Source organism: Actinomyces oris, assembly GCF_001553935.1.
GTDB lineage: Bacteria > Actinomycetota > Actinomycetes > Actinomycetales > Actinomycetaceae > Actinomyces > Actinomyces oris_A.
In genome coordinates, this window is record NZ_CP014232.1 from 1,246,748 (window position 1) to 1,266,084 (window position 19,337).

16 protein-coding genes are annotated in these 19,337 nt (G+C 71.4%); 8 read left to right on the forward strand and 8 right to left on the reverse strand.

Annotated elements, in window-relative coordinates; all coding sequences use genetic code 11:
- The first annotated feature begins 119 nt into the window (after window positions 1–119).
- Both AXE84_RS05225 and AXE84_RS05230 read left to right on the forward strand, forming a co-directional pair.
- Window positions 120–1,703, forward strand: coding sequence for an aspartate:alanine exchanger family transporter (locus tag AXE84_RS05225; protein ID WP_060957103.1), 1,584 nt, complete (start codon window positions 120–122; stop codon window positions 1,701–1,703).
- A gap of 103 nt (window positions 1,704–1,806) precedes the next feature.
- Window positions 1,807–2,115, forward strand: a complete 309-nt coding sequence (locus AXE84_RS05230) for a thiamine-binding protein (protein WP_060957104.1) — start codon at window positions 1,807–1,809, stop codon at window positions 2,113–2,115.
- A gap of 118 nt (window positions 2,116–2,233) precedes the next feature.
- Here the strand turns inward: AXE84_RS05230 and mtnN are convergent, their stop codons facing one another.
- From mtnN to AXE84_RS05245, 3 genes are all read right to left on the reverse strand, one after another.
- On the reverse strand, window positions 2,234–2,977 hold the full coding sequence (gene mtnN / locus AXE84_RS05235) for a 5'-methylthioadenosine/S-adenosylhomocysteine nucleosidase (RefSeq protein ID WP_060957105.1): 744 nt from the start codon (window positions 2,975–2,977) through the stop codon (window positions 2,234–2,236).
- 389 nt (window positions 2,978–3,366) lie between these two features.
- A complete protein-coding gene (locus tag AXE84_RS05240) occupies window positions 3,367–4,335 on the reverse strand; it encodes a helix-turn-helix domain-containing protein (RefSeq protein ID WP_060957106.1) in 969 nt (322 codons plus the stop codon).
- A gap of 444 nt (window positions 4,336–4,779) precedes the next feature.
- The gene (locus AXE84_RS05245; protein WP_060957107.1) at window positions 4,780–5,262 is read right to left on the reverse strand and encodes an S-ribosylhomocysteine lyase; all 483 of its coding nucleotides are present in this window, start codon (window positions 5,260–5,262) and stop codon (window positions 4,780–4,782) included.
- 40 nt (window positions 5,263–5,302) lie between these two features.
- Between AXE84_RS05245 and AXE84_RS05250 the strand changes: the two genes are divergently transcribed.
- Together AXE84_RS05250 and AXE84_RS05255 are read left to right on the forward strand one after the other, a co-directional pair.
- Complete coding sequence (locus AXE84_RS05250) at window positions 5,303–6,127, forward strand: alpha/beta fold hydrolase (protein WP_060958165.1); 825 nt, start codon at window positions 5,303–5,305, stop codon at window positions 6,125–6,127.
- A 183-nt stretch (window positions 6,128–6,310) separates the two neighbouring features.
- Window positions 6,311–7,621, forward strand: a complete 1,311-nt coding sequence (locus tag AXE84_RS05255; protein WP_060957108.1) for an AI-2E family transporter — start codon at window positions 6,311–6,313, stop codon at window positions 7,619–7,621.
- A 200-nt stretch (window positions 7,622–7,821) separates the two neighbouring features.
- Here AXE84_RS05255 and AXE84_RS05260 read toward each other — a convergent pair whose 3' ends face one another.
- From AXE84_RS05260 to AXE84_RS05280, 5 genes are all read right to left on the reverse strand, one after another.
- Window positions 7,822–8,769 carry an ROK family glucokinase gene (locus AXE84_RS05260; RefSeq protein ID WP_060957109.1) on the reverse strand — a complete coding sequence of 316 codons (948 nt, stop codon included), beginning with the start codon at window positions 8,767–8,769 and terminating at the stop codon, window positions 7,822–7,824.
- A 193-nt stretch (window positions 8,770–8,962) separates the two neighbouring features.
- Window positions 8,963–9,901 carry a DsbA family protein gene (locus tag AXE84_RS05265; RefSeq protein WP_060957110.1) on the reverse strand — a complete coding sequence of 313 codons (939 nt, stop codon included), beginning with the start codon at window positions 9,899–9,901 and terminating at the stop codon, window positions 8,963–8,965.
- A gap of 219 nt (window positions 9,902–10,120) precedes the next feature.
- Window positions 10,121–10,618 carry a fluoride efflux transporter FluC gene (locus AXE84_RS05270; protein WP_060957111.1) on the reverse strand — a complete coding sequence of 166 codons (498 nt, stop codon included), beginning with the start codon at window positions 10,616–10,618 and terminating at the stop codon, window positions 10,121–10,123.
- Window positions 10,615–11,352, reverse strand: coding sequence for a fluoride efflux transporter FluC (locus AXE84_RS13245; protein WP_236750164.1), 738 nt, complete (start codon window positions 11,350–11,352; stop codon window positions 10,615–10,617). The genes AXE84_RS05270 and AXE84_RS13245 overlap by 4 nt, the downstream gene beginning before the upstream one ends.
- Window positions 11,345–13,057, reverse strand: a complete 1,713-nt coding sequence (locus tag AXE84_RS05280; RefSeq protein WP_060957113.1) for a DUF2079 domain-containing protein — start codon at window positions 13,055–13,057, stop codon at window positions 11,345–11,347. Before AXE84_RS05280 ends, AXE84_RS13245 begins: the two co-directional genes overlap by 8 nt.
- Window positions 13,058–13,137: 80 nt before the next feature.
- Between AXE84_RS05280 and AXE84_RS05285 the strand changes: the two genes are divergently transcribed.
- From AXE84_RS05285 to AXE84_RS05300, 4 genes are all read left to right on the forward strand, one after another.
- On the forward strand, window positions 13,138–14,604 hold the full coding sequence (locus AXE84_RS05285) for an amino acid permease (RefSeq protein WP_208854577.1): 1,467 nt from the start codon (window positions 13,138–13,140) through the stop codon (window positions 14,602–14,604).
- Window positions 14,601–15,467 (forward strand): inositol monophosphatase family protein, encoded by an 867-nt coding sequence (locus AXE84_RS05290; RefSeq protein WP_060957114.1) that lies wholly within the window; start codon window positions 14,601–14,603, stop codon window positions 15,465–15,467. The genes AXE84_RS05285 and AXE84_RS05290 overlap by 4 nt, the downstream gene beginning before the upstream one ends.
- Window positions 15,468–15,698: 231 nt before the next feature.
- Window positions 15,699–17,261 (forward strand): MFS transporter, encoded by a 1,563-nt coding sequence (locus AXE84_RS05295; RefSeq protein ID WP_060957115.1) that lies wholly within the window; start codon window positions 15,699–15,701, stop codon window positions 17,259–17,261.
- Window positions 17,262–17,375: 114 nt separating this feature from the next.
- Window positions 17,376–19,208 (forward strand): alpha/beta hydrolase, encoded by a 1,833-nt coding sequence (locus tag AXE84_RS05300; protein WP_060957116.1) that lies wholly within the window; start codon window positions 17,376–17,378, stop codon window positions 19,206–19,208.
- The last annotated feature ends 129 nt before the right edge of the window (window positions 19,209–19,337 follow it).

Here is a 19,337-nt window from a genome sequence, read left to right on the forward strand (position 1 = left end):
TTATCCCACCTATTGAATAGTGCTTCCGGTGGCCGCTTCGCGGCCTCGCGCATGACGCCGGCCGGCCCGGGCGGGGAATTGGTGGCGTGCGGTTCGGGGCGTGCGACTAACCTGGCGTCGTGTCCGTGCTCCATCCCGTCCTCGACGTCCTCGCGCAGGCGCCGATCCTCACCGTCTTCCTTGTCATCGGCCTGGGGACCGCCGCCGGGCAGATCCCGTTGGGACCGATCCGCTTCGGCGCGGCCGGGGCCCTTTTCGTGGGCCTCGCGGTGGGCGCCCTCGACCCCCGGCTCGGTGCCGATCTGACTCTGCTGCGCAGCCTCGGCCTGGCGCTGTTCTGCTACACGGTGGGACTGGGCGCCGGTAATACCTTCTTCCGTGACCTGCGCAGGCAGCTGCCGCTCATGGCCCTGTGCGTCGTCGCGCTCGTGATCGCCGGCGCGGCGGGCGGCCTCTACTCCCACCTGACCGGGGTGAGCCCCGCCATGGACTCTGGCGCCTATGCGGGGGCTCTCACCTCACCGGTGCTCGACGCCGCCATCGAGGCGGCCGGGACCCAGGAGCCCGCCGTCGGCTACGCCCTGGCCTACCCCGTGGGCGTGGCCGTCGCGATCCTCATCGTGGCCGGGGTCGTGGGGCGCACCTGGCCCGGGCGCCGCGACCCGAGGCCCGCCAGCGCCGACGGGATCACCGCCACCAGCGTCTACCTCCTCCAGCGGGTGGCCCTGGGTGAGATGAAGGCCTTCAAGGAGGGCCGCATCCGCATCTCCTACCTGGAGCGCGACGGCGAGACGCGGGTCGTGGCCCCCGGTGAGGAGCTGCTGCCCGGGGACAAGGTCGTCATCGTCGGGGCGCCGGCCGCCGTCGAGTCCGCCATGCACGACCTGGGCACCGGGCTCCACAACTGCCTGGCCAAGGACCGCACCGCCGTCGACTTCCGGCGCCTGACCGTCTCCTCGACACGCGTGGCCGGGCGCACGATCGCCGAGGTGGACATGCCCGGGCGCTTCCAGGGCGTCATCACCCGCGTCAAGCGCGGCGACCTGGACCTGCTGGCCCGCGAGGACCTCGTCCTGGAGCTCGGCGACCGGGTGCTGGCGGTCGTCCCCAGCGACGAGCTGGAGAAGGCCGCCGACTGGTTCGGCGACTCCGAGCGCTCCATCGCCCAGATCGACGCCTTCTCCGTCGGGGCAGGCATGGCGCTCGGCGTGCTCCTGGGGCTGGTGGCGATCCCGCTGCCCGGTGGCATCACGCTGCGGCTCGGGGTGGCGGCCGGGCCGCTCGTCGTCGGCATGGTCCTGGGGTGGGTGGGGCGCACCGGACCCTTCGTGTGGGGGCTGCCGCACGCCGCCAACTCCACCATCCGCCAGCTGGGGCTGCTGTTCTTCCTGGCCGCGATCGGGCTGGCCTCGGGGCCGGACTTCGCGGCCTCGGCCTTCTCGATGACGGGACTCAAGGTGGGGGTGCTCGCCGCACTTATTGTGGTGGTCAACGCGATCGTCCTGCTGGCCGGGGCGCGGTGGGCCGGGGTGTCCGCGCAGCGCGCCTCCGGCGGCCTGGCCGGGCTCGTCGGGCAGCCCGCGATCCTCGCCTTCGCCCTGTCCAAACGCGATGACGAGCGCATCGAGGCCGGCTACGCGACCCTGTTCGCCCTGGCCATCGTCGTCAAGATCGTCATGGTCCAGGTCCTCGTGGCGCTGTAAGGGGTGACCTGGTGGCGGTGGGTGGGGGAGTGCCTCAACGACCTCCTCGCGGGTCAGCCCCACGTTGAGGGCGGCCCCGGCGGTGCCGGGCTAGCCTGGCCGCATGCTTGTCGCCTTCTCCGTGTCCCCGACCACCACTGACGCCCCTGACGGATCTGTCTCCGAGGCGGTGGCCCGGGCTGTGCGCGTGGTGCGCGACTCCGGCCTGCCTTATGAGACGACCTCGATGTTCACCACGGTCGAGGGCGAGTGGGACGAGTGCATGGACGTGGTCAAGCGGGCCTGCGAGGCGGTCGCCGAGGTGAGTCCACGCGTGGCGCTCGTCCTCAAGGCCGACATCCGCCCCGGCTGGACCGGCCAGATGGCAGCGAAGGTCGAGCGCGTCGAGGCCCGCCTGCGCCAGGCCGACTGAGCCGACTGAGCTGGCCCGGCAAATCGACCAAAACTTCATAAACGACGCGGCTCCGGGTCGATTCTGAAGATTCTGTCGAAGTGTGGGTGGAGAGGGAGGCGCGGGCGGCGTCAGCGACTCAGCCGAGCAGGGCCAGGACGACCGCGGCGCTGCGGGCGGCGGCCTCCTCGGCGGCGATGTGGAAGTCCTGGCCCGCCTCGGGGCCGCACAGGTCGGACACGCCGCGCACCGAGATGAAGGGGACGCCGGCGCCCGCCGCCACCTGCGCCAGCGCCGTCGACTCCATGTCGGTGCTCAGTGCTGCCGGGAAGACCTCGCGGGTGTCGGCGACGTTCGCGGCCGTCACGAAGGAGTTGCCGGCCAGCATCTGACCGACGCTCAGTCGCGCCGAGCCCGACGACGCCGTGGCGCCGCGCAGGGCCTCCTGGCCCACCTGCTCCAGTCGCTCCAGCAGGGCCGCATCCCCGGCGAAGGTCTCCGGCTGGCCCGGGGTCTGGCCGCGGGCGTAGCCGAAGGCGGTGGCGTCGGCGTCGGTGTAGGCCAGAGTTGCCGAGGCGCACACGTCGCCGACCTCGACCTGGCGGCCGAGCCCGCCGGTGGTTCCCGCCGAGACGACGGCGCTGGGGCAGACCTGAGCCAGGACCGTCGCCAGCGCGCTCGCGGCTGCCACGAGCCCGATGCCGCTGCGCACGACGATGAGCTCGCGCTCGCCGTCGGGAAGCTGGAGGGACCAGGCGCGTGCGGCCCCCGGCAGGGGCGGCGCCTGGGCGGCCGCGCGCTTGGGCAGGGCGTCGAGGAAGGGCTGGGCCTCCTCTGCCATGGCGCAGGAGACGATGACGGGTGCGGCACTGGTGCGACTCACGCGCCGAGCCTACAGGGGGTGGGTGGAGGGCGATGGGGTCAGTGAGGGCTGCCCTGAGGGTTGCCCTCTTTCTGGCTCCCGGCTCCCGGGCTCACTGGCGGGGACATTCCGCGCGGCCGGGTGCGTGTCCTTCCGGGCGGGGGCGTTCGACGCCGTCGGGGACAGGAATACGGTCCCCGCACGCGCAGGATGTCCCCGGCGGTGCGGAAAGGTCCCCGGACGCGCAGGATGTCCCCGCACGCATCGGGCCAGTTCGCCGTGTCCGCCGAGCCTTGCCCTGCTTCGCCCCACTGCCGGGCTTTGCCGTGTCTGCCGGGCCTTGCCCTGCTGCACCCCATCACCAGGCCTCGGGCTCCACTGGGTTCCGGTGCCCCATGGTCTACGACGCCCTACTGACCCGCGCCCTCGTCGTCCCGGGAGCCCGTGGCGGCGGTGACGGCCGCGGCCGGGTTGATGGGCAGCGCCCGGCGGGACTGGTCGCGGCGCAGCAGGAAGTTCCCCAGCCGGATCGGCCAGGCCACGTGGTTGATCCGCGGCCAGCGCAGCATGACGTAGTCGACCGCGTCGTCCACCTCCAGGCGCCGCGTCGAGTTGCCGACCCGCACCCACAGCGCCGCTCCGTCGTGCCCTTTGGTCGGCTTGAGGTAGACCGGCAGCGGGGATGGGGGCGCTGTCACCCGGCACACCTCCGCGGTCCCGTCCGGGGTGGGCGCGAAGTCCACCTGCGGCAGCGCCGCCGCGTTCGTGCCCATGCGTGTGCGCCACATGCCGCGCAGCCACAGCTCGAAACGGTCGGCGTCGGGCTGTTTGAGGGTCGTGTAGTCGGGGCCGAGCCCGATGAGGTTGCCGCCGTCATCGACGCCGAGCAGGAGCGTGCCGCCCGCGGAGTTCATGAAGGCCGCCACCGTCTTGGCCACGACCTCCTCCATGGCCTCATCGCGCTTGTCCGTGCGCAGGTTCCAGCGCGCCGAGGACTTGAACTCCAGGCGGTCGGACTCGCCCATCTGGGCGACCTCCGCGATCGGCAGCAGCGTGGGATGGTGCTGGACACGCGCCAGCACCGCGGAGGTTGCCACCAGCACCACGACCGCCACGCCGCAGGAGGTCGCCAGCATCTTGATCGAGAACAGGTCGCCCTCGTCGAAGATCCACCCCGCCAGCAGCAGCCCCAGCCACAGGCCGACAAGCGCGATGAGCGTGGCCGCCGCACCCGACACGGAGACTCGCCCGCGCAGCAGGAACCGCGTCAGCCGCCCCACGAGGAAGGACAGCAGGAGCAGCAGTGGCTGAGCGATGACCCACCAGATGAGGATGGGGTTGGCGGGGTTGGTGATGGTGACGGTCTCGATGCTCTCCACGTGCGTCAGGTTCTTTTCGTCTCGGTGCCTCGCGGCGCGGGCACAGGGTGGGCGGGGGTGGGCTGAGTGCGATTCGGGATGCGGTTGGTGCCGGTGCTGGTGCCGGTGCTGGACCGGGCCCGATGTCGGAGCCCGGCGACGGCGCGCCGTTCCGCTCCATGACTGTGCCAGCCCCGGTGTTGCCAGACTGTGAGGACTGTCCTCTCTGCGGTTCCTGGTCTCGGTGGTTCCTGGTCTCGGTGGCGCTTGGTTGTGCCGGCTCCGCGTCTCGCCGGCGGGGACATTCCGCGCGGCCGGGTGCGTGTCCTTCCGGGCGGGGGCGTTCGACGCCGTCGGGGACCGGAATCCTGTCCCCGCACGCGCAGGTTGTCCCCGGCCGGGAGGGAATGTCACCGGCTGGGAGGGAGTGTCCCCGGCCGGGCGGGACAGGGTCGCGCGGCTGCGTCAGGCCATGACCTGCGTCCACTCCTCGCGGGCGGCGAGGAAGTCGCGCACCGCCTCCTGGGCGGCGGCCAGCGAGTGGTTCGCCCCCCAGCCGCACTGGACCTCGTTGGCCGCCGGCACCTCCTGGGCGGTGAGGATGTCGCGGAAGGTCGCCTCCAGCAGCGGCAGGAACTCCTCGATCCCCACCCCCAGCATGAGGGCGTAGAAGCCGGTCTGGCAGCCCATGGGGGAGAAGTCGATGAGCCGGTCGGTGTGGTTGCGCATGAGCTCTGCGCTCAGGTGCTCGATGGAGTGCACGGCCTCCATCTCCAGGTGCGCGCGGTTGGGCTGGCAGAAGCGCACGTCGTACTTGACGAGCACGTCCCCGCCGGGCAGCTCCTTGCGGTCGGCCACGCGCACGTAGGGCGCGGCGACCTTGGTGTGGTCCAGGTTGAAGGACTCGACGTTCATCCTCGGCGTGCTCTGCTGGCTCGTCTCGCTCATGGGCTCAGCCTACGGGGCGGTCACGAGGCAGGATGGGGCCATGACTTCACTGGCGCGCATCGTTACGGGGCCCGACGACGCCCCCACCCTGGTTCTGCTCCACGGCATCACCGGCTCCGCAGTCTCCCTGGCCGAGGCCATCGACCACTGGGTGGGCCGCGGCTACCGGGTCGTAGCGGTCGACGCCCGCGGGCACGGCCTGTCCCCGCGGTGGGAGCCGGGCCAGCTCGAGCGGGCCGGGGAGGTCCTCGTGGAGGACCTCATCGCCGTCCTGGAGGAGTTGGAGGCCGCCTCGCGCGGCCGGGCCGCCCTGGGTCTGCCGACGCCGCCCGCCCCAGTCGTCATCGGTCACTCGATGGGCGCGGCCACCGCCATGGTGGCCGCCGTCCGTCGCCCCGACCTGGTCACCGGCGTCGTCCTGGAGGACCCGGCCCGCTTCGGTACCCGCAGCCCGCGCGAGCTCCTGGCCCGCGGCGCCGCCCGGGAGCGGGCTCGCGCCGCCGAGGTCGCCGACCTGCCGGCCGCCGTCGGCCGCGCCCTGGAGACCATGCCCGACGCCGAGGCCCTCCCGGGCGTATGGGCCTCCCAGCGCACCGACCCTGGCCTGCTGCTCTCCGGCGTCGTCACCCCCGAGGTCCCCTGGGACGAGGCGATGGCGGCGCTCGCCGTCCCCGCCCTGCTGCTCACCGGTGACCGGCCTGGCAGCGCCCGCGTGGGCAGCGAGGGCCTGGCCACCGCCTCCCGCAACCCCCGTATCACCCCGGTCCTCGTGCCCGGGGCCGGCCACCAGGTGCGCCGCAGTGACCCACAGGCCTTCTACCGCGCCGTCGACGCCTGGCTGGCCGAGGTCCTGCCAGTGGACTGAGGTTGGGTTGCAGGCAGCCGGAGAGCCACCGGCCCTCGCCGGAATGCCACCAGAGAGTCGCTGCCGCGCCACTGCCGCGCCACGGCAGCGCCACCACCGCGACCGCGGAAAGGGGGAGAGCTCCCACGGCGCGTCTAGGACGTCGGGGCGCAGCGCGCCGCCAGTCCGTGGGAGGATGCGCCCATGGCAGTTGTGTCGGACAAAGCTCGGAAGGCCGCCGTTCCCCTCCCCGGGGAGCGCACGCAGGGGGAGACCATCGCCTACCTCCTCGCGGCACTGACCATTGGCGCGGTGGGGCTCTACCTCATCCAAGACCTCTTCGCCCCGGCCTTCTTCGCCCTCACCCTCGTGGTGACGGTCCGGCCGATGGTGTCCTGGATGACGCGCCACCGGGTGCCGCGCGTGGTCGCGGCGACGGCGGCGATCGCGCTCATCTTCGCCTTCGTCGTCCTACTGTTCGCGGCCCTGGCCGTCGCCGTCGCCCAGCTCGTCGACACCCTGCCGCAGTACGCCCCCAAGTTCCAGGCGATCTGGAAGCAGGCCGAGACCCAGCTCAACAGCATGGGGGTCGACCAGTCCGCGGTGCTCAAGCAGGTCACCAATTTCCTGGACACCTCCCAGCTGGTCATGGTGGCCCAGTCGGTCCTGGGGCAGCTGACCTCGGCCAGCGCGATGCTCGGCGTCATGTCGATGGTGGTCGTCTTCCTCATGTTCGACACCGCCAAGATCGAGATCCGCACCGCGGCCCTCGGCGTCCTTAAGCCGGGGATGGCCTCAGCCCTGGCCTCCTTCTGCGAGGCGGTGCGCTCCTACTGGATGGTCTCGACGGTCTTCGGTCTCATCGTGGCCGTCATCAACGCGGTCACCCTGTGGTACCTGAACGTGCCGATGGCCATCACTTGGGGCGTGGTCTCCTTCATCACCAACTACATCCCGAATATCGGCTTCGTCCTGGGCGTGGTGCCGCCGGCGATCCTGGGGCTGGTGGACTCCGGCCCGTGGACGGCGCTGTGGGTGGTGCTGTCCTACACGGCGGCCAACTTCGTCATCCAGTCCCTCATCCAGCCCAAGTTCACGGGGGACGCGGTGGGGCTCAATACGACGACGACCTTCCTGTGCCTGCTGTTCTGGTCCACTGTCACCGGGGCGATGGGGACGATCCTGGCGGTGCCGCTGACCCTGTTCGTCAAAGCCCTCCTCATCGACTCCGACCCGCGCTCGCGCTGGGTGGGGATCTTCCTGTCCGCCGGCGACTCGCCGGTGCGCGACCCCGATGAGCTCGACCAGGGCGTACTCGACCAGCTCGACCTCGACGGTGACGGCGTTGGCGAGGCCGACCCCGACTACGGCCGGGCCGTCGTCGAGAAGCGCGCTGAGGTCATCAAGGAGCGTGAGAAGGCCAGCAAGTCGGCCACGCGCGCCAGCGGCGGTGGGGACGGCGACGACGTCGAGGTCTCCGCGCCCGCGGACTCGAGCCGGGCCACCAAGGACTGAGCTCAGGCCTGCGCCCCGGCGCACTGATGGCCGCAGGGCGAGCCTGGCGCTCAGGGAATCGGCGACTGCGTTTCGCCCCGAGAACGTACTTCTCCTCCAGATCACTGAGGTCCGTCCCCAGTCATCTGGAGGAGAACGCAGTCCTCGTGCAGAAAGTACGTTCTCGACGACGTGGCCTCCGGCCCGGCCGGCCGCGGCCCTCAGGGCTGGCGGGCCAGGTCCGCGGCCCCGACGAGCCCGGCCTCCTGACCGCCCTCGGCCAGGACCACCGGGATGGCGGGGCGGTGGGTACCGGCCGTGAGGTTGTCGGCGAAGGCCTTGCGCGTGGGGGCGAGCAGGATGTCGCCGGCCTCGGCCAGGCCGCCGGCGATGACGATGACCTCCGGGTCCAGCAGCGCGCACATATCGGCCAGTCCCACCCCCAGCCAGTGGGTGAGCTGCTCGTAGCACTCCAGGGCGGCGGGGTCCCCCTCGCGGGCGGCTGCGGTGACGGCCTTGCCGGAGATGTGCTCCGGGTCGCCGCCGGAGAGCTCGATGATGCGGGCCGCATAGCCGGGGCGGAACTGCGCCAGCTCCCAGGCGTTGACTCCCAGGGCCGTGCCGGCGCTGTAGCGCTCCAGGCACCCGCGCAGGCCGCACCCGCAGGGGCGCCCGCCGGGAACGACGTTGAGGTGCCCGATCTCCCCGCCGAATCCGGCCGCCCCGCGCAGGAGGTGGCCGTCAACGATGATGGCCCCGCCCACGCCGGTGCCGATGGCCACGATGAGGGCGTTGCGTTTGCCGCGGGCCGCCCCGAAGCGGGCCTCGGCCCACCCGAAGGCATTGGCGTCGTTCTCGACGACGACGGGCAGGCCCACGCCCTCGGAGACGACGTCGCCGATCCGCATCCCAGTCCAGTCCAGGTTGGTGCCGTGCGCCATCGTGTTGCGGTCGGAGGACACGAAGCCCGCCGCCCCGATGCCCACGGTGGCCACGTCGGGGAAGTCCTCCCGCAGCCGGCGCACCACCATCGTGATCGTGTCAATGATCGCCTGGCGGTCGGCGGCGGGGGAGTCGCGCCGAATCGTCTGAAGAACCTTCCCCTCGTCGTCGACGACGCCGGCCGCGATCTTCGTTCCGCCGACATCCACTCCGATGCTCAGTGCCATGCTCGCGCTCCTTGGTGAAACGACCGTTGCTGACGTCGCTGGTTGCGTCGTTGCTCGTCAGACGATCAATGGGATAAGTCATGGAAGAATAGCGTCCCCCGGCCCGCCCAGGGGGCGAGTCGGGGGAGGAGCCCCGGGGTGGGGCAGGAGCACCTGAGCCGACGGGCGCCGTCGGCGTTCCGCTGCGCGGCGGTCAGTGCGCCGATGCCGGTGCCGCGGGGCTCGCGGACCCGGTAGTGCCCTGGGCTCCCTTGGCCTCCTTGGCCTTGGCGGCCTGGCTCTTGACGACGGATGTCATGTAGTCGGCGTCCTGGTACCCGTTGATGTAGGTCTCGCCCACGATCATGAACGGGGTTCCCTGAATGCCGATGGAATGGACGTGGTCGGTGGACTCGGAGACGGCCTTGACGGTCTCGGCGGCGGTCATGTCAGTGCGGAACTTCGACAGGTCCGCCACCCCGGCCTTCTTGGCGAAGTCGACCAGGGAGTCCTCGGTGTAGGTCGGGTGGCCCTTGGGGTCGGCGGCGGCGTAGACGGCGTCGTGGAACTCCCAGAACTTTCCCTGCTTGGCGGCGGCCCGCCCGGCCTGGGCGGCCAGGGGCGAGGTCTCGCTGATCTGGGCCAGGTCGCGCCACTCGATGCGCAGCGTGCCCTCCTTGACCAGCTTGTTCAGCTCGGGCTCGACATTCCGGGCGAACTGGGTGCAGAAGGGGCAGGCGAAGTCGGAGTAGATGACCATGACGACCGGCGCGTCGACCTTGCCCTTGGCCTGGCCGTCGGCCGGGTCGCGGTGGATCTCGGAGTGGATGAGCTCCAGGGTCTGCTGGTCGGCGACCGGCGGGGCCGGTACGGGCTCGGGGACCGCGGCGGCCGAATCGGAGGAGGAGGCGGGCGCCTGGCTGGCGGCGGCGGCTTGATGGCGGCGGGAGGCGACGTTCTGCAGCAGCACTGCGGCGAGGACGGCCAGGATGACGGCGATGACCACGAGGGTGATGACCGTGGCGCGGTTGGTCCTCGACTGCGTCCGCGTCGGCGTCGAAGAAGGCGGCTGAACACTCATGGCAGCGAGTCTGTCAGAGGAGACAGGCCCCGCAATACGCCTGATATGGCTGATGAGAGCACAGTTCGTCACAGCCGTCTCGGGCCGATCTCGGCAGGCCCGCCAACCTCACGGGGCGCTCACGAGCCGCTTACGGCGCGCTCACGAAGGTCACCGAAGCTCATCGGCCCCGGAGGCGCCGTCGCCCATCCTCCGACCCACACACTTCGACCGAATCTTCATATTCGACCCGGAGCCGCGTCGTTTGTGAAGTTTTGGTCGAAGTGAGGCCGGGGCCGGCCCGGTGGCGCTCTAACGCAGGGCTGCGCCGGCAGCCAGCCCGAGTCCGACGGCGCCCAGCGTCCCCGCCGTCATGAGGGTCGCGTGCGCCAGGGCCGGCCCCCACCGCCCGGCCAGCAGCAGGCGCGCCCCCTCGACGCAGGCCGTGGAGAAGGTCGAGTACCCGCCCAGGAAGCCGGTCCCCACGACGGTCAGCGCGGTGGCGGCCCAGGTTCCGGAGTGCGGCGGGTCTGCCGCCCGGCCCACGAGCAGGCCCATGAGGAGGCAGGCGGTCACGTTGACGACGACCGTGCCCCACGGCATTCGCAGCATCCGCGACATCCAGGGCGCCCGCACCCCGGAACGACGCCGCTGCCGGCCTCCCGCCGCAGCCTCCCGGGCGACTCGGCTGCCGAGGCGGCTGACCGAGGTGTCCACGCCCCAGCGGCAGGCCGCCCCCACCCCGCCGGCCAGCGCCAGGGGGAGCCAGTCGGTGAGCCAGGTTCCCAGCCCGGCGGCGGCCCCGCTCATGACACCTCCGGGAGGCGGCCGCTGCCTGCGCGGTCCACTCGGCCTGCACTGCCCACACTGCCCGTGCGACCCGTGCGGCGCAGACGGCCGGCCAGCCACAGCCCGAGCCCGGCCGCCACCAGCCCGGCCACCATCGACCCCACCAGGTAGGCGGCGCCGAGGACCGGGTGGCCGCCGTCCCCGCTGGAGGTCAGGAGCCGGTGGCTCTCCAGGATGAAGGTCGAGTGCGTCGTCAGCCCGCCCAGCACCCCCGTGCCCAGGGCCAGTCGCAGGCGGGGGCGGCCTTCGCCGAGCGCCCCGAGCAGCAGCCCCAGGGCCAGGGCCCCGACGACGTTAAGGGCCAGGGTCGTGACCGGCAGGTGCCCGGGGGAGGCGGGCCAGGCCCGCTCCAGGGCCGCGCGTACCAGCGTGCCCGCGCATCCGCCCGCGGCGACCAGGGCCAGGGAGGCAGTCACGGACGGGGCCCGCCCGGCTGCCGATGGGGAGCCGGCTGCCGGCGGGGAGCTGGCTGCAGAGGGGGACGCAGCCACGGCTGGCAGCCGCCCGGCCACCCGTGGGGAGCCGGCTGCTGGCGGGGAGTCTGCGGCAGCTGCCGAGGGGGAGGGGGTCACGGACGGAGCCAGCTCAGTCCCCGGCCCGGCCCCGCCTCCGGCCCCCGACGTGGGAGCACCCCCGGCCCAGACCCCAGAGGCACCGCGGGTTCCGGCACCGGCGCCGGGGACGGCCTCAGCCATTGCGCTTGGCGATCTGGTAGTTGTCCTTGTTGAAGATGACGGTGTAGGTGGCCCCCTGCTTGGAGTGCTGCTCGCCCCAGGTGGCGGCATTGGTGGTGCCCCACTGGTTGGCGCTGGTCGGGGTCATGACGATGTACTCCTTGTCGGGGCCGCTCGTGCCCACCCAGGAGACCTCGGCCCGGGGCACCAGGTAGGCCAGCAGGGACAGGTCGGTGACCACCGTGGCCCCCTCGGGGATGGTGGCGATGGCCTCGTGGGCGACGGCCACCCGATGCGTCTCGGTTCTCTTCGCCTCGTCGCTCTGCTTGGCCTCGGCGGCAAGCGGGTCGAAGTTCTTGTTGGTGGCCTGCCACAGCGGGAGGTAGGGGGCGGTCAGCACCCCGGTGGCCACCGTGGTGAGGATGCTCGTGGCCACCACGAAGCGGTGCCGCAGCGGCACCGTGAGCCAGGTGGGGAAGGCGGTTGGGCTCCGGCGCGGGCCGTCGACGTCGGACTCGCCGGCGGTGCCTGCCTCCCCGGCAGCCAGGGCGGCCTGGGCGGAGCGCCCCATGACTGCTCGGCCATCGACCCCCACCTGCCTGACGGGGTGGTCGGCCACGTAGGAGCCGTGCGCCCGGCGCCGGGCGACGACGTCGAGCAGCGCCCCCAGCGCGATCGGCATGAGGGTGGCGTTGTAGTGCCAGTTGTCCCACACCCAGTAGAACTCCACCGACCCCAGGAACCGCCACGCCAGCGTCGGCAGCACCACGAGCAGCCACGGCGAGGTGACCCCGACGATTCCACTGGTGAGGATCAGCATGACGACCACCGTGGCCTTCTGGGTCAGGGCGTCGGGTGAGGTGGGCTGGTCCTGTGAGCTCAGGCCGTAGTCCCACACCCCGTTGATGTTGAAGGCCGGCAGGAACACCTGGATCGCGAAGAGGAAGGCCGCGATCCCGCCGACGATCATGCCCACGCCCAGGCGCAGCCCCCGCCGCCGGTTGCGGGCGGCGTCGTCCTGGGGAGCGCTTTCAGCGGCGTTCCCAGCAGCATCCCCAGCGGCGTCGAGGCCGTCGGCCCCACGGCCACCGGGCCGGATGACCGTGCACGTGCGGTACCAGGCCGGGACGGCTGAGGTGAGGATGACGGCCACTCCGATCATGAGCACCGTCAACCCCATGTCCTCCTTGACCAGGACCAGGGGCACCGACCAGGCCGTCACCGCCCCCCAGCGCCGCTCCACGAAGGCCACCGAGGCGTAGGCCAGCAGCGGCATCGCGAAGGCGATCTCATGGAACTGTGCCGCCACGGCCCCCTGCATCCCCCAGGACAGGACGTAGACGAGCCCCAGCCCACCGGCCACCCACTGATTCGTCAGGCGGCTGGCCAGGCGGGTCAGCGGCCAGGCCGAGAACGCCAGCAGCAGGTCCTGAGTGATGAGCAGGCTCAGGGGCGTGGGGAAGAGCCTCCAGATCGGCCCCAGCAGAATGAGGATCGGATGGAAGTGGTCACCCAGGAGGTTGTATCCGTCACCCTTGACCGGCACGATCGGGGTCTGGAAGTGGGCGTAGGCCTTGGCCAGCTCGGAGAAGATCGCCAGATCCCAGCTGGGCACCGGCTTCATCGTCTCCCACTGGACGATCGAGTAGTAGATCATCACCCAGGCGCCGATGACGACGACGATCGCAGCCGGAATCGAGTGGCGGATCTGCTCCTTGAGGTTCACGGCGCCGAGCCTACCCGTGTGAATCGGGGATGAACCTGGTAGCGCTAGGCTCGTGGCGTCACCCACGATCAGGAGACGAGATGCCCCTCACGCCGCCGCCCGCCGATTCCACCTCGGCGGCCGAGTCCTCGCCGCCTCAGCGGCCTGACCTCGACCAGATGGTGGACCACGACGCCGAGCCCCAGCTCCAGCGCCACCTCACCAACCGCCACGTCCAGCTCATCGCCATCGGCGGGGCCATCGGAACCGGGCTGTTCATGGGGTCGGGGAAGACGATCTCCCTGGCCGGCCCCGGTGTGTTCCTCGTCTACGCGGTCATCGGCGCCATCCTCTTCCTGGTCATGCGAGCCCTGGGCGAGGTGCTGCTGTCCAACCTGTCCTACAAGTCCTTCGCCGACGTCGCCCACGACCTCATCGGGCCGTGGGCGGGCTTCTTCGTGGGCTGGACCTACTACGTGTGCTGGCTGGTGACGGCTGTGGCCGAGGTCATCGTCATCACCGGGTACGTGAGGTACTGGTGGCCGGACCTGCCGTTGTGGATCGTGCCGGTGGCCACCGTGGTCCTGCTGTTCAGCCTCAACCTCGCCACCGTCAAGGCCTTCGGGGAGATCGAGTTCTGGTTCTCCATCATCAAGATCGTGGCCATCATGGCGCTCGTCGTCGTCGGTGTCCTCATGGTGCTGCGCGGGTTCACGGCGCCCAACGGCGCCCACGCCCAGTTCTCCAACATCTGGAGTGGCGGATTCTTCCCCAACGGTGCGAGCGGGTTCTTCGGGGCCTTCCAGATCGCCATCTTCGCCTTCGTGGGCACCGAGCTCGTGGGGACCGCGGCCGCCGAGGCCAAGGACCCGGAGGTCACCCTGCCCCGGGCCATCAACGCCATCCCGGTGCGCATCGTCCTGTTCTACCTGGGGGCGCTCGCGGCCATCATGGCCGTCACCCCGTGGCAGGAGATCAACCCGGAGGCAAGCCCCTTCGTGGCCATGTTCGCCCTGGCGGGGCTCGGCGTGGCCGCCAGCGTCGTCAACTTCGTGGTGCTCACAGCCGCGGCGTCGTCGGCCAACTCCGGGGTCTACTCCACCTCCCGGATGCTCTTCGGCCTGTCCTGGGCGGACAACGCCCCCCACATCTTCCGCAAGCTGACGGCCCGTTCGGTGCCGGGAGTATCCCTAGCCGTCACCTGCGCCAGCCTGCTCACCTCGATCCCGCTGCTCTACACCTCCAAGTCCATCATCGCGGCCTTCACGACGGTGACCACGGTGGCCAGCGTCCTGTTCATCCTCGTGTGGTGCGTCATCGTCGTGAGCTACCTGCGCTTCCTCACCCTGCGGCCCGAGCTTCACCGCGCCAGCACCTTCCGCCTGCCCGGTGAGCGTGGGGCGGCCTGGCTGTGCCTGGCCTTCTTCGCCTTCGTCATCTGGACCCTCACTCAGGCCCACGACACTCGCATCGCGGTCTTCGCCTCGCCCCTGTGGCTGGTGGTGCTGGGCGTGGCCTGGCTCGTCCACAGCAGCCGGCTCGCCAGGCAGCAGGAGCTCCAGTCGTGAGTGCCGGTGGTGGGTCAGTGACACCGGAGCTGTCGGTCGGGCCGACGTCGTCGGCCTGCCTGGAGGAGCTGCTCACCTGCGGGGTGGCTGCGGTCCGCCAGGCGGCCGCCTTCGCCCTGGACCCGGGTGAGGAGCTGCGCATCGAGGCCAAGGCCCACCGCAACGACCTGGTCACCCAGGTCGACCGCGGCGTCGAGGAGCGCATCGCCGGCCACCTGGAGGCCACGGGCGTGCCCATCCACGGCGAGGAGGCGCACCGCGTCGAGGACTTCGAGACCTACCGCGGGCGGGCCTGGGTGCTCGACCCCATCGACGGGACCCTCAACTACGTGGCCACCCACCGCGACTGGGCCATCTCCCTGGCCCTGGTCGACGACGGCGCGCCCACGGTGGCCGTCCTCGCCGACCCCGTGGCGGGCCGGCTCTACACGGCCATCCGCGGGCGGGGCGCATGGGTGCAGCCGCTTTTGGCGGGGTCGGCGGGCACCGACGACGCGGCGCCGCGGGCCCTGGAGCGGCTGGAGGACCTGCCCTTGAGCGAGGGCATGCTCATCGCCCACTACCAGCTCACGCAGGATGCGGGCATCGGCCAGGCCATCGAGGCCTCGCGCGGCATGCGCTGCTACGGGGCGGCCGCCCTGGAGATGGCGGAGGTGGCCGCGGGCGGCGCGGTTGTCTATGCCCAGCCGCGGCTCCAGCCCTGGGACGTTGCGGCCGGTGCGCTGCTGTGCACCGAGACCGGCGCGGTCCTGACCCGGATGGACGGGGCGCCCTTCGACGTGCGCCGCGCCGGCTCGCTCCTCGTGGGCACCCCGACCGCCCACGCCGAGGTGCTGGGGCACCTGCGCGCCGTCGGGGCCTGAGGCTCGCAGGGGCGGCGCACGTCGAAGGGCGCCCGCTTTCGCGCGGTCGTGCCTTATGCCTCGAGATCGAGGGTTCGAGGGTGCGACCGCGCGACCTACCCTACGACCGCGCGGTCGTGCAGCCGGGTGAGCGCTGCGCACAGGTGGTCGCCCCGGTGTTAATCTGTGTGGCGGTCGTTTAGGTCTGGGGTGCGTGCCGCCACCCGGGAACCCTCGCGAAAGGTGCGCCATGTGAGGCAGACACTCGTCTTGCTGCTGATCTGCACCGCCAGCTTCATGAACGTCCTGGACGTCACGGTCGTCTCCGTCGCGCTGCCTGACATGGGGGCCGCGCTGGGGGCGTCGCTGAGCGAGCTCCAGTGGGTGGTCAACGCCTACACCCTGCCGCTGGGGACACTCCTCATGTCGGCGGCGACGCTGAGCGGATCGATGGGGCGGCTGCGCCTCTTCCGCTGGGGGGTTGTCCTGTTCACGGCCGGCTCCCTGGTCTGCGCGCTGGCGCCGTCGGTCGGTGTCCTGGACTGGAGCCGCTTCATTCAGGGGGTCGGTGGCGCGATCTTCCTGGGCGTCGGCGTCCCCATGATCTCGGACCGCTACCAGGCCGGCCCCGCCCGGGCGCGGGCGATCGGTGTCTACGGCGCGGTCTCCGGTGCGGCGATCGCCCTGGGCCCGCTCCTTGGCGGAGGGCTCGTGCTGATGGCGGGCTGGCGCTCGATCTTCTGGGTCAACGTCCCGGTGGGCCTGGCGGTCTGGCTCGGATCGCGCTGGGTTCCCGAGGTTGGCGCGGACCGGGGCGGCGCTGCGGGCAAGGCGGCATCCAGGAAGGTCGATTGGCCGGGCACGGTGCTGTGCGTCGCCATGACGGGGGCGCTCACGCTGGCGCTCCTTCAGGGAAACACGTGGGGATGGGCCTCGCCCATGATTGTCTCCCTGCTGGCCGGCTCGGCGGCGCTGCTCGCCGCGTTCTGCCTCGTCGAGAGACGATCGGCCAGCCCCATGGTCGACGTCTCGATCCTCACCGAACCCACCTACGCCGGCAGCGTCCTGGTCGGCTTCATCATCCAGGCGGCCCTCATCGGGCCAATGGCCTTCCTGTCCCTGTACGCGCAGAACATCTACCGGCTCACCCCCGCCCAGACCGGACTGTGCTTCCTGCCCTTCAGCGCCTCCGCCCTCATCGTGGCCGCCACCTGCGGGGGAGCGGTCAGACGCCACGGAGCCAGGGCGAGCCTGCTGGGAATCGTGCTGGGCGGCGTCATCGGCTCCTGCCTGCTCATGCTCCTGCGCGGATCGAGTACCTGGCTGGTCCTCATTCCCGGGCTCGTCCTGGCGGGGGCCGCCACCGGGGCCACCGGGACGATCGTCAACCAGCTGGCGGTCTCCTCGGCCGATGAGGACACCGCGGGGATGACCTCGGGCTTCTCCGCCTCGGCCCGGCAGCTCGGCATCGTCATGGGGGTCGCGGTCATGGGTGTGAGCTATGAGCGCGTCATCCGGAGCGTGATGACGATGGCCCCGCAGATCGGTGTCCTGGGGCGGACTGCGGATCGGGAGCGTCTCATCTCCCTGGTGGCCTCCGGCAAGGGGCTGCGGGCACTGGACGGATGGCCCACCGCCATGACGGCTGACATGCGCTCCCACCTGGCACCGCTGGTCCGCTCCGCCACGGATGCGGGGCTCAGCGTCAGCCTGGGGGTGGGGGCCGCGGTGATGCTCGCCGTCGCGATCCACCTGGCCCTGACGGTCCCCGGACGGCGCGCAAAGAGCGAGGTCTCACACCTGTTCGCCTCGTGATCGTGCTCCCGCGCGGCCGTGGGTTATGCCGCGCGGTGTGGGTTCAGGGGACGACCGCGTGACTTACCCTACGAACACGCCGGGCATATGGGGGACACAGGTGGCCTTCGTAAGATGCCGCGCATGACAAGAACACTAAGGCAGCGCCCGGCCGATTCGGGGCGCGCCATCGCGGCGCAGGCGTCCGCGCAGTCCTCGATGACAGGTGGCGCATCGCGCCGTCGTCGCACGAGCATCGGTGTGCTGGCGGTCCTCGTCGGCGGATGCCTGAGCGCCTGCGGGACGGGACTGGCCCCCGCAGCGGGCGGCTCGGCCACCGTCGCGGGCCCGATTCCCTCCGGCCTGGAGTCCTTCTACCGCCAGGCCGTCAACTGGTACCCCTGCGCCGCCACCGACGGCGTGGAGAAGGCCTCGGAGACGACCGCCCAGGCGAGCGCCTCCACGACGGCCGCCACGGCCTCGGCGCAGGCAACCGCCGCCCCGAGCTCCGACGGCGCGACCGGCGCGACCGGGACGGCCGGCTCCTCCGAGGAGGAGACCGACACGGCCACCTTCAGCTGCGCCGTCATCACCGTCCCCCTGGACTACGCCAACCCCAAGGGCGAGACCATCTCGATCGCCGTGAAGAAGCGCGCCGCCACCGGCGGCCACGCCCAGGGCGCCCTGTTCATCAACCCCGGTGGCCCCGGCGACTCCGGGGTCTCCTTCGCCGAGCGGGCGGGCAACGCCTTCAGTCCCGATCTGCTCAACGCCTACGACATCATCGGCTTCGACCCGCGCGGGGTCGGATCCTCCACGGCCATCACCTGCTCCAGCGACGACGACTCATCCTCCAGCACCGCCGAGCCCTCCACCTCCGCTGGGGCCACGGCCTCGCCATCGGCAGGAACGGAGGCCTCGGGCGGCGAGTCCTACGAGGAGTGGGCGGAGTCAACTCGGCAGTCCTTCCAGGAGCTGACCGAGCAGTGCGCCTCCCACACCGAGCCCGCCGCCCTGCTCGACCACGTCGACACCGTCTCCGCAGCCCGGGACCTCGACATCCTGCGGGCGCTGGCCGGCCAGGAGAAGCTCAACTACCTGGGATTCTCCTACGGCACCTACCTCGCCTCCGTCTACGCTGAGACCTTCCCCGGCAACACGGGCCGCATGGTGCTCGACGGCGCCATCGACCCCTCCCTGTCCCTCGCCGAGCAGGGACTGGGGCAGGCCAAGGGCTTCGAGCAGGCGCTGCGCACCTACGTGGACTACTGCCAGAACTCCACCGGCTGCCCGCTGAGCGGGGGCACCGACGCCGGAGTCCAGCAGATCCGCGACCTCATCACTTCCGCCAACAGCACGCCCCTGGCGACCGGTGACCCGAACCGCACCGTGACCGGCTCGGACATCGTCGCCGCCCTGAGCGAGTACCTCTACACCACCGAGCAGAACTGGGAGCCCCTGAACAAGGCCCTCGACCAGGCCATCAACCACCGCGACGGCTCAGCCTTCGTGGCCTCCGAGGAGCAGGACACCTCCTCGAAGGACGACGGCGGCGGTGCCTTCCAGGCCGTCACCTGCCTGGACTACCCGGTGGAGGGTGACAAGACGACCTGGGCCGCGCAGTACGAGCAGGCCAAGCGCGAGGCCCCGGTCTTTGCGGACTCCGCGGTCGGCATGGACCTGGTGTGCAGCGTGTGGGGGCACAACGGGACCCGCAAGCCCACGCAGATCCATGCCCGCGGGGCTGCGCCGATCCTCGTGGTGGGAACCACCGGGGACCCGGCCACCCCGTACGCCTGGTCGAAGTCCCTGGCCGAGCAGCTCGACTCCGGCCAGCTGCTGACCTGGGAGGGCAATGGGCACACCGCCTACGGCGGCGACGCCTCCTGCGTCAACGACGCCGTCGACGCCTACCTGATCTCCGGCACCATGCCCAAGAAGGGCCTGACCTGCCACGGCAACGAGTAGACGTGTAGCCAACGACTCAGCGGGCGGGCCGAGGTGCACTCGGCCCGCCCGCTCACGTCACTGAGGGCGTGCGTTCGACGACAGGGGCGCAGGGGTGACTTTCCTCGACGAACGCGCGGCGGCTCAGGC

Coding starts and splice junctions, on each gene's coding strand:
- AXE84_RS05230 (WP_060957104.1), top strand. CDS start 1,807: ATGCTTGTCGCCTTCTCCGTGTCCCCGACCACCACTGACGCCCCTGAC.
- AXE84_RS05245 (WP_060957107.1), bottom strand. CDS start 5,262: ATGAGCGAGACGAGCCAGCAGAGCACGCCGAGGATGAACGTCGAGTCC.
- AXE84_RS05250 (WP_060958165.1), top strand. CDS start 5,303: ATGACTTCACTGGCGCGCATCGTTACGGGGCCCGACGACGCCCCCACC.
- AXE84_RS05255 (WP_060957108.1), top strand. CDS start 6,311: ATGGCAGTTGTGTCGGACAAAGCTCGGAAGGCCGCCGTTCCCCTCCCC.
- AXE84_RS05260 (WP_060957109.1), bottom strand. CDS start 8,769: ATGGCACTGAGCATCGGAGTGGATGTCGGCGGAACGAAGATCGCGGCC.
- AXE84_RS05270 (WP_060957111.1), bottom strand. CDS start 10,618: ATGAGCGGGGCCGCCGCCGGGCTGGGAACCTGGCTCACCGACTGGCTC.
- AXE84_RS13245 (WP_236750164.1), bottom strand. CDS start 11,352: ATGGCTGAGGCCGTCCCCGGCGCCGGTGCCGGAACCCGCGGTGCCTCT.
- AXE84_RS05285 (WP_208854577.1), top strand. CDS start 13,138: ATGCCCCTCACGCCGCCGCCCGCCGATTCCACCTCGGCGGCCGAGTCC.
- AXE84_RS05300 (WP_060957116.1), top strand. CDS start 17,376: ATGCCGCGCATGACAAGAACACTAAGGCAGCGCCCGGCCGATTCGGGG.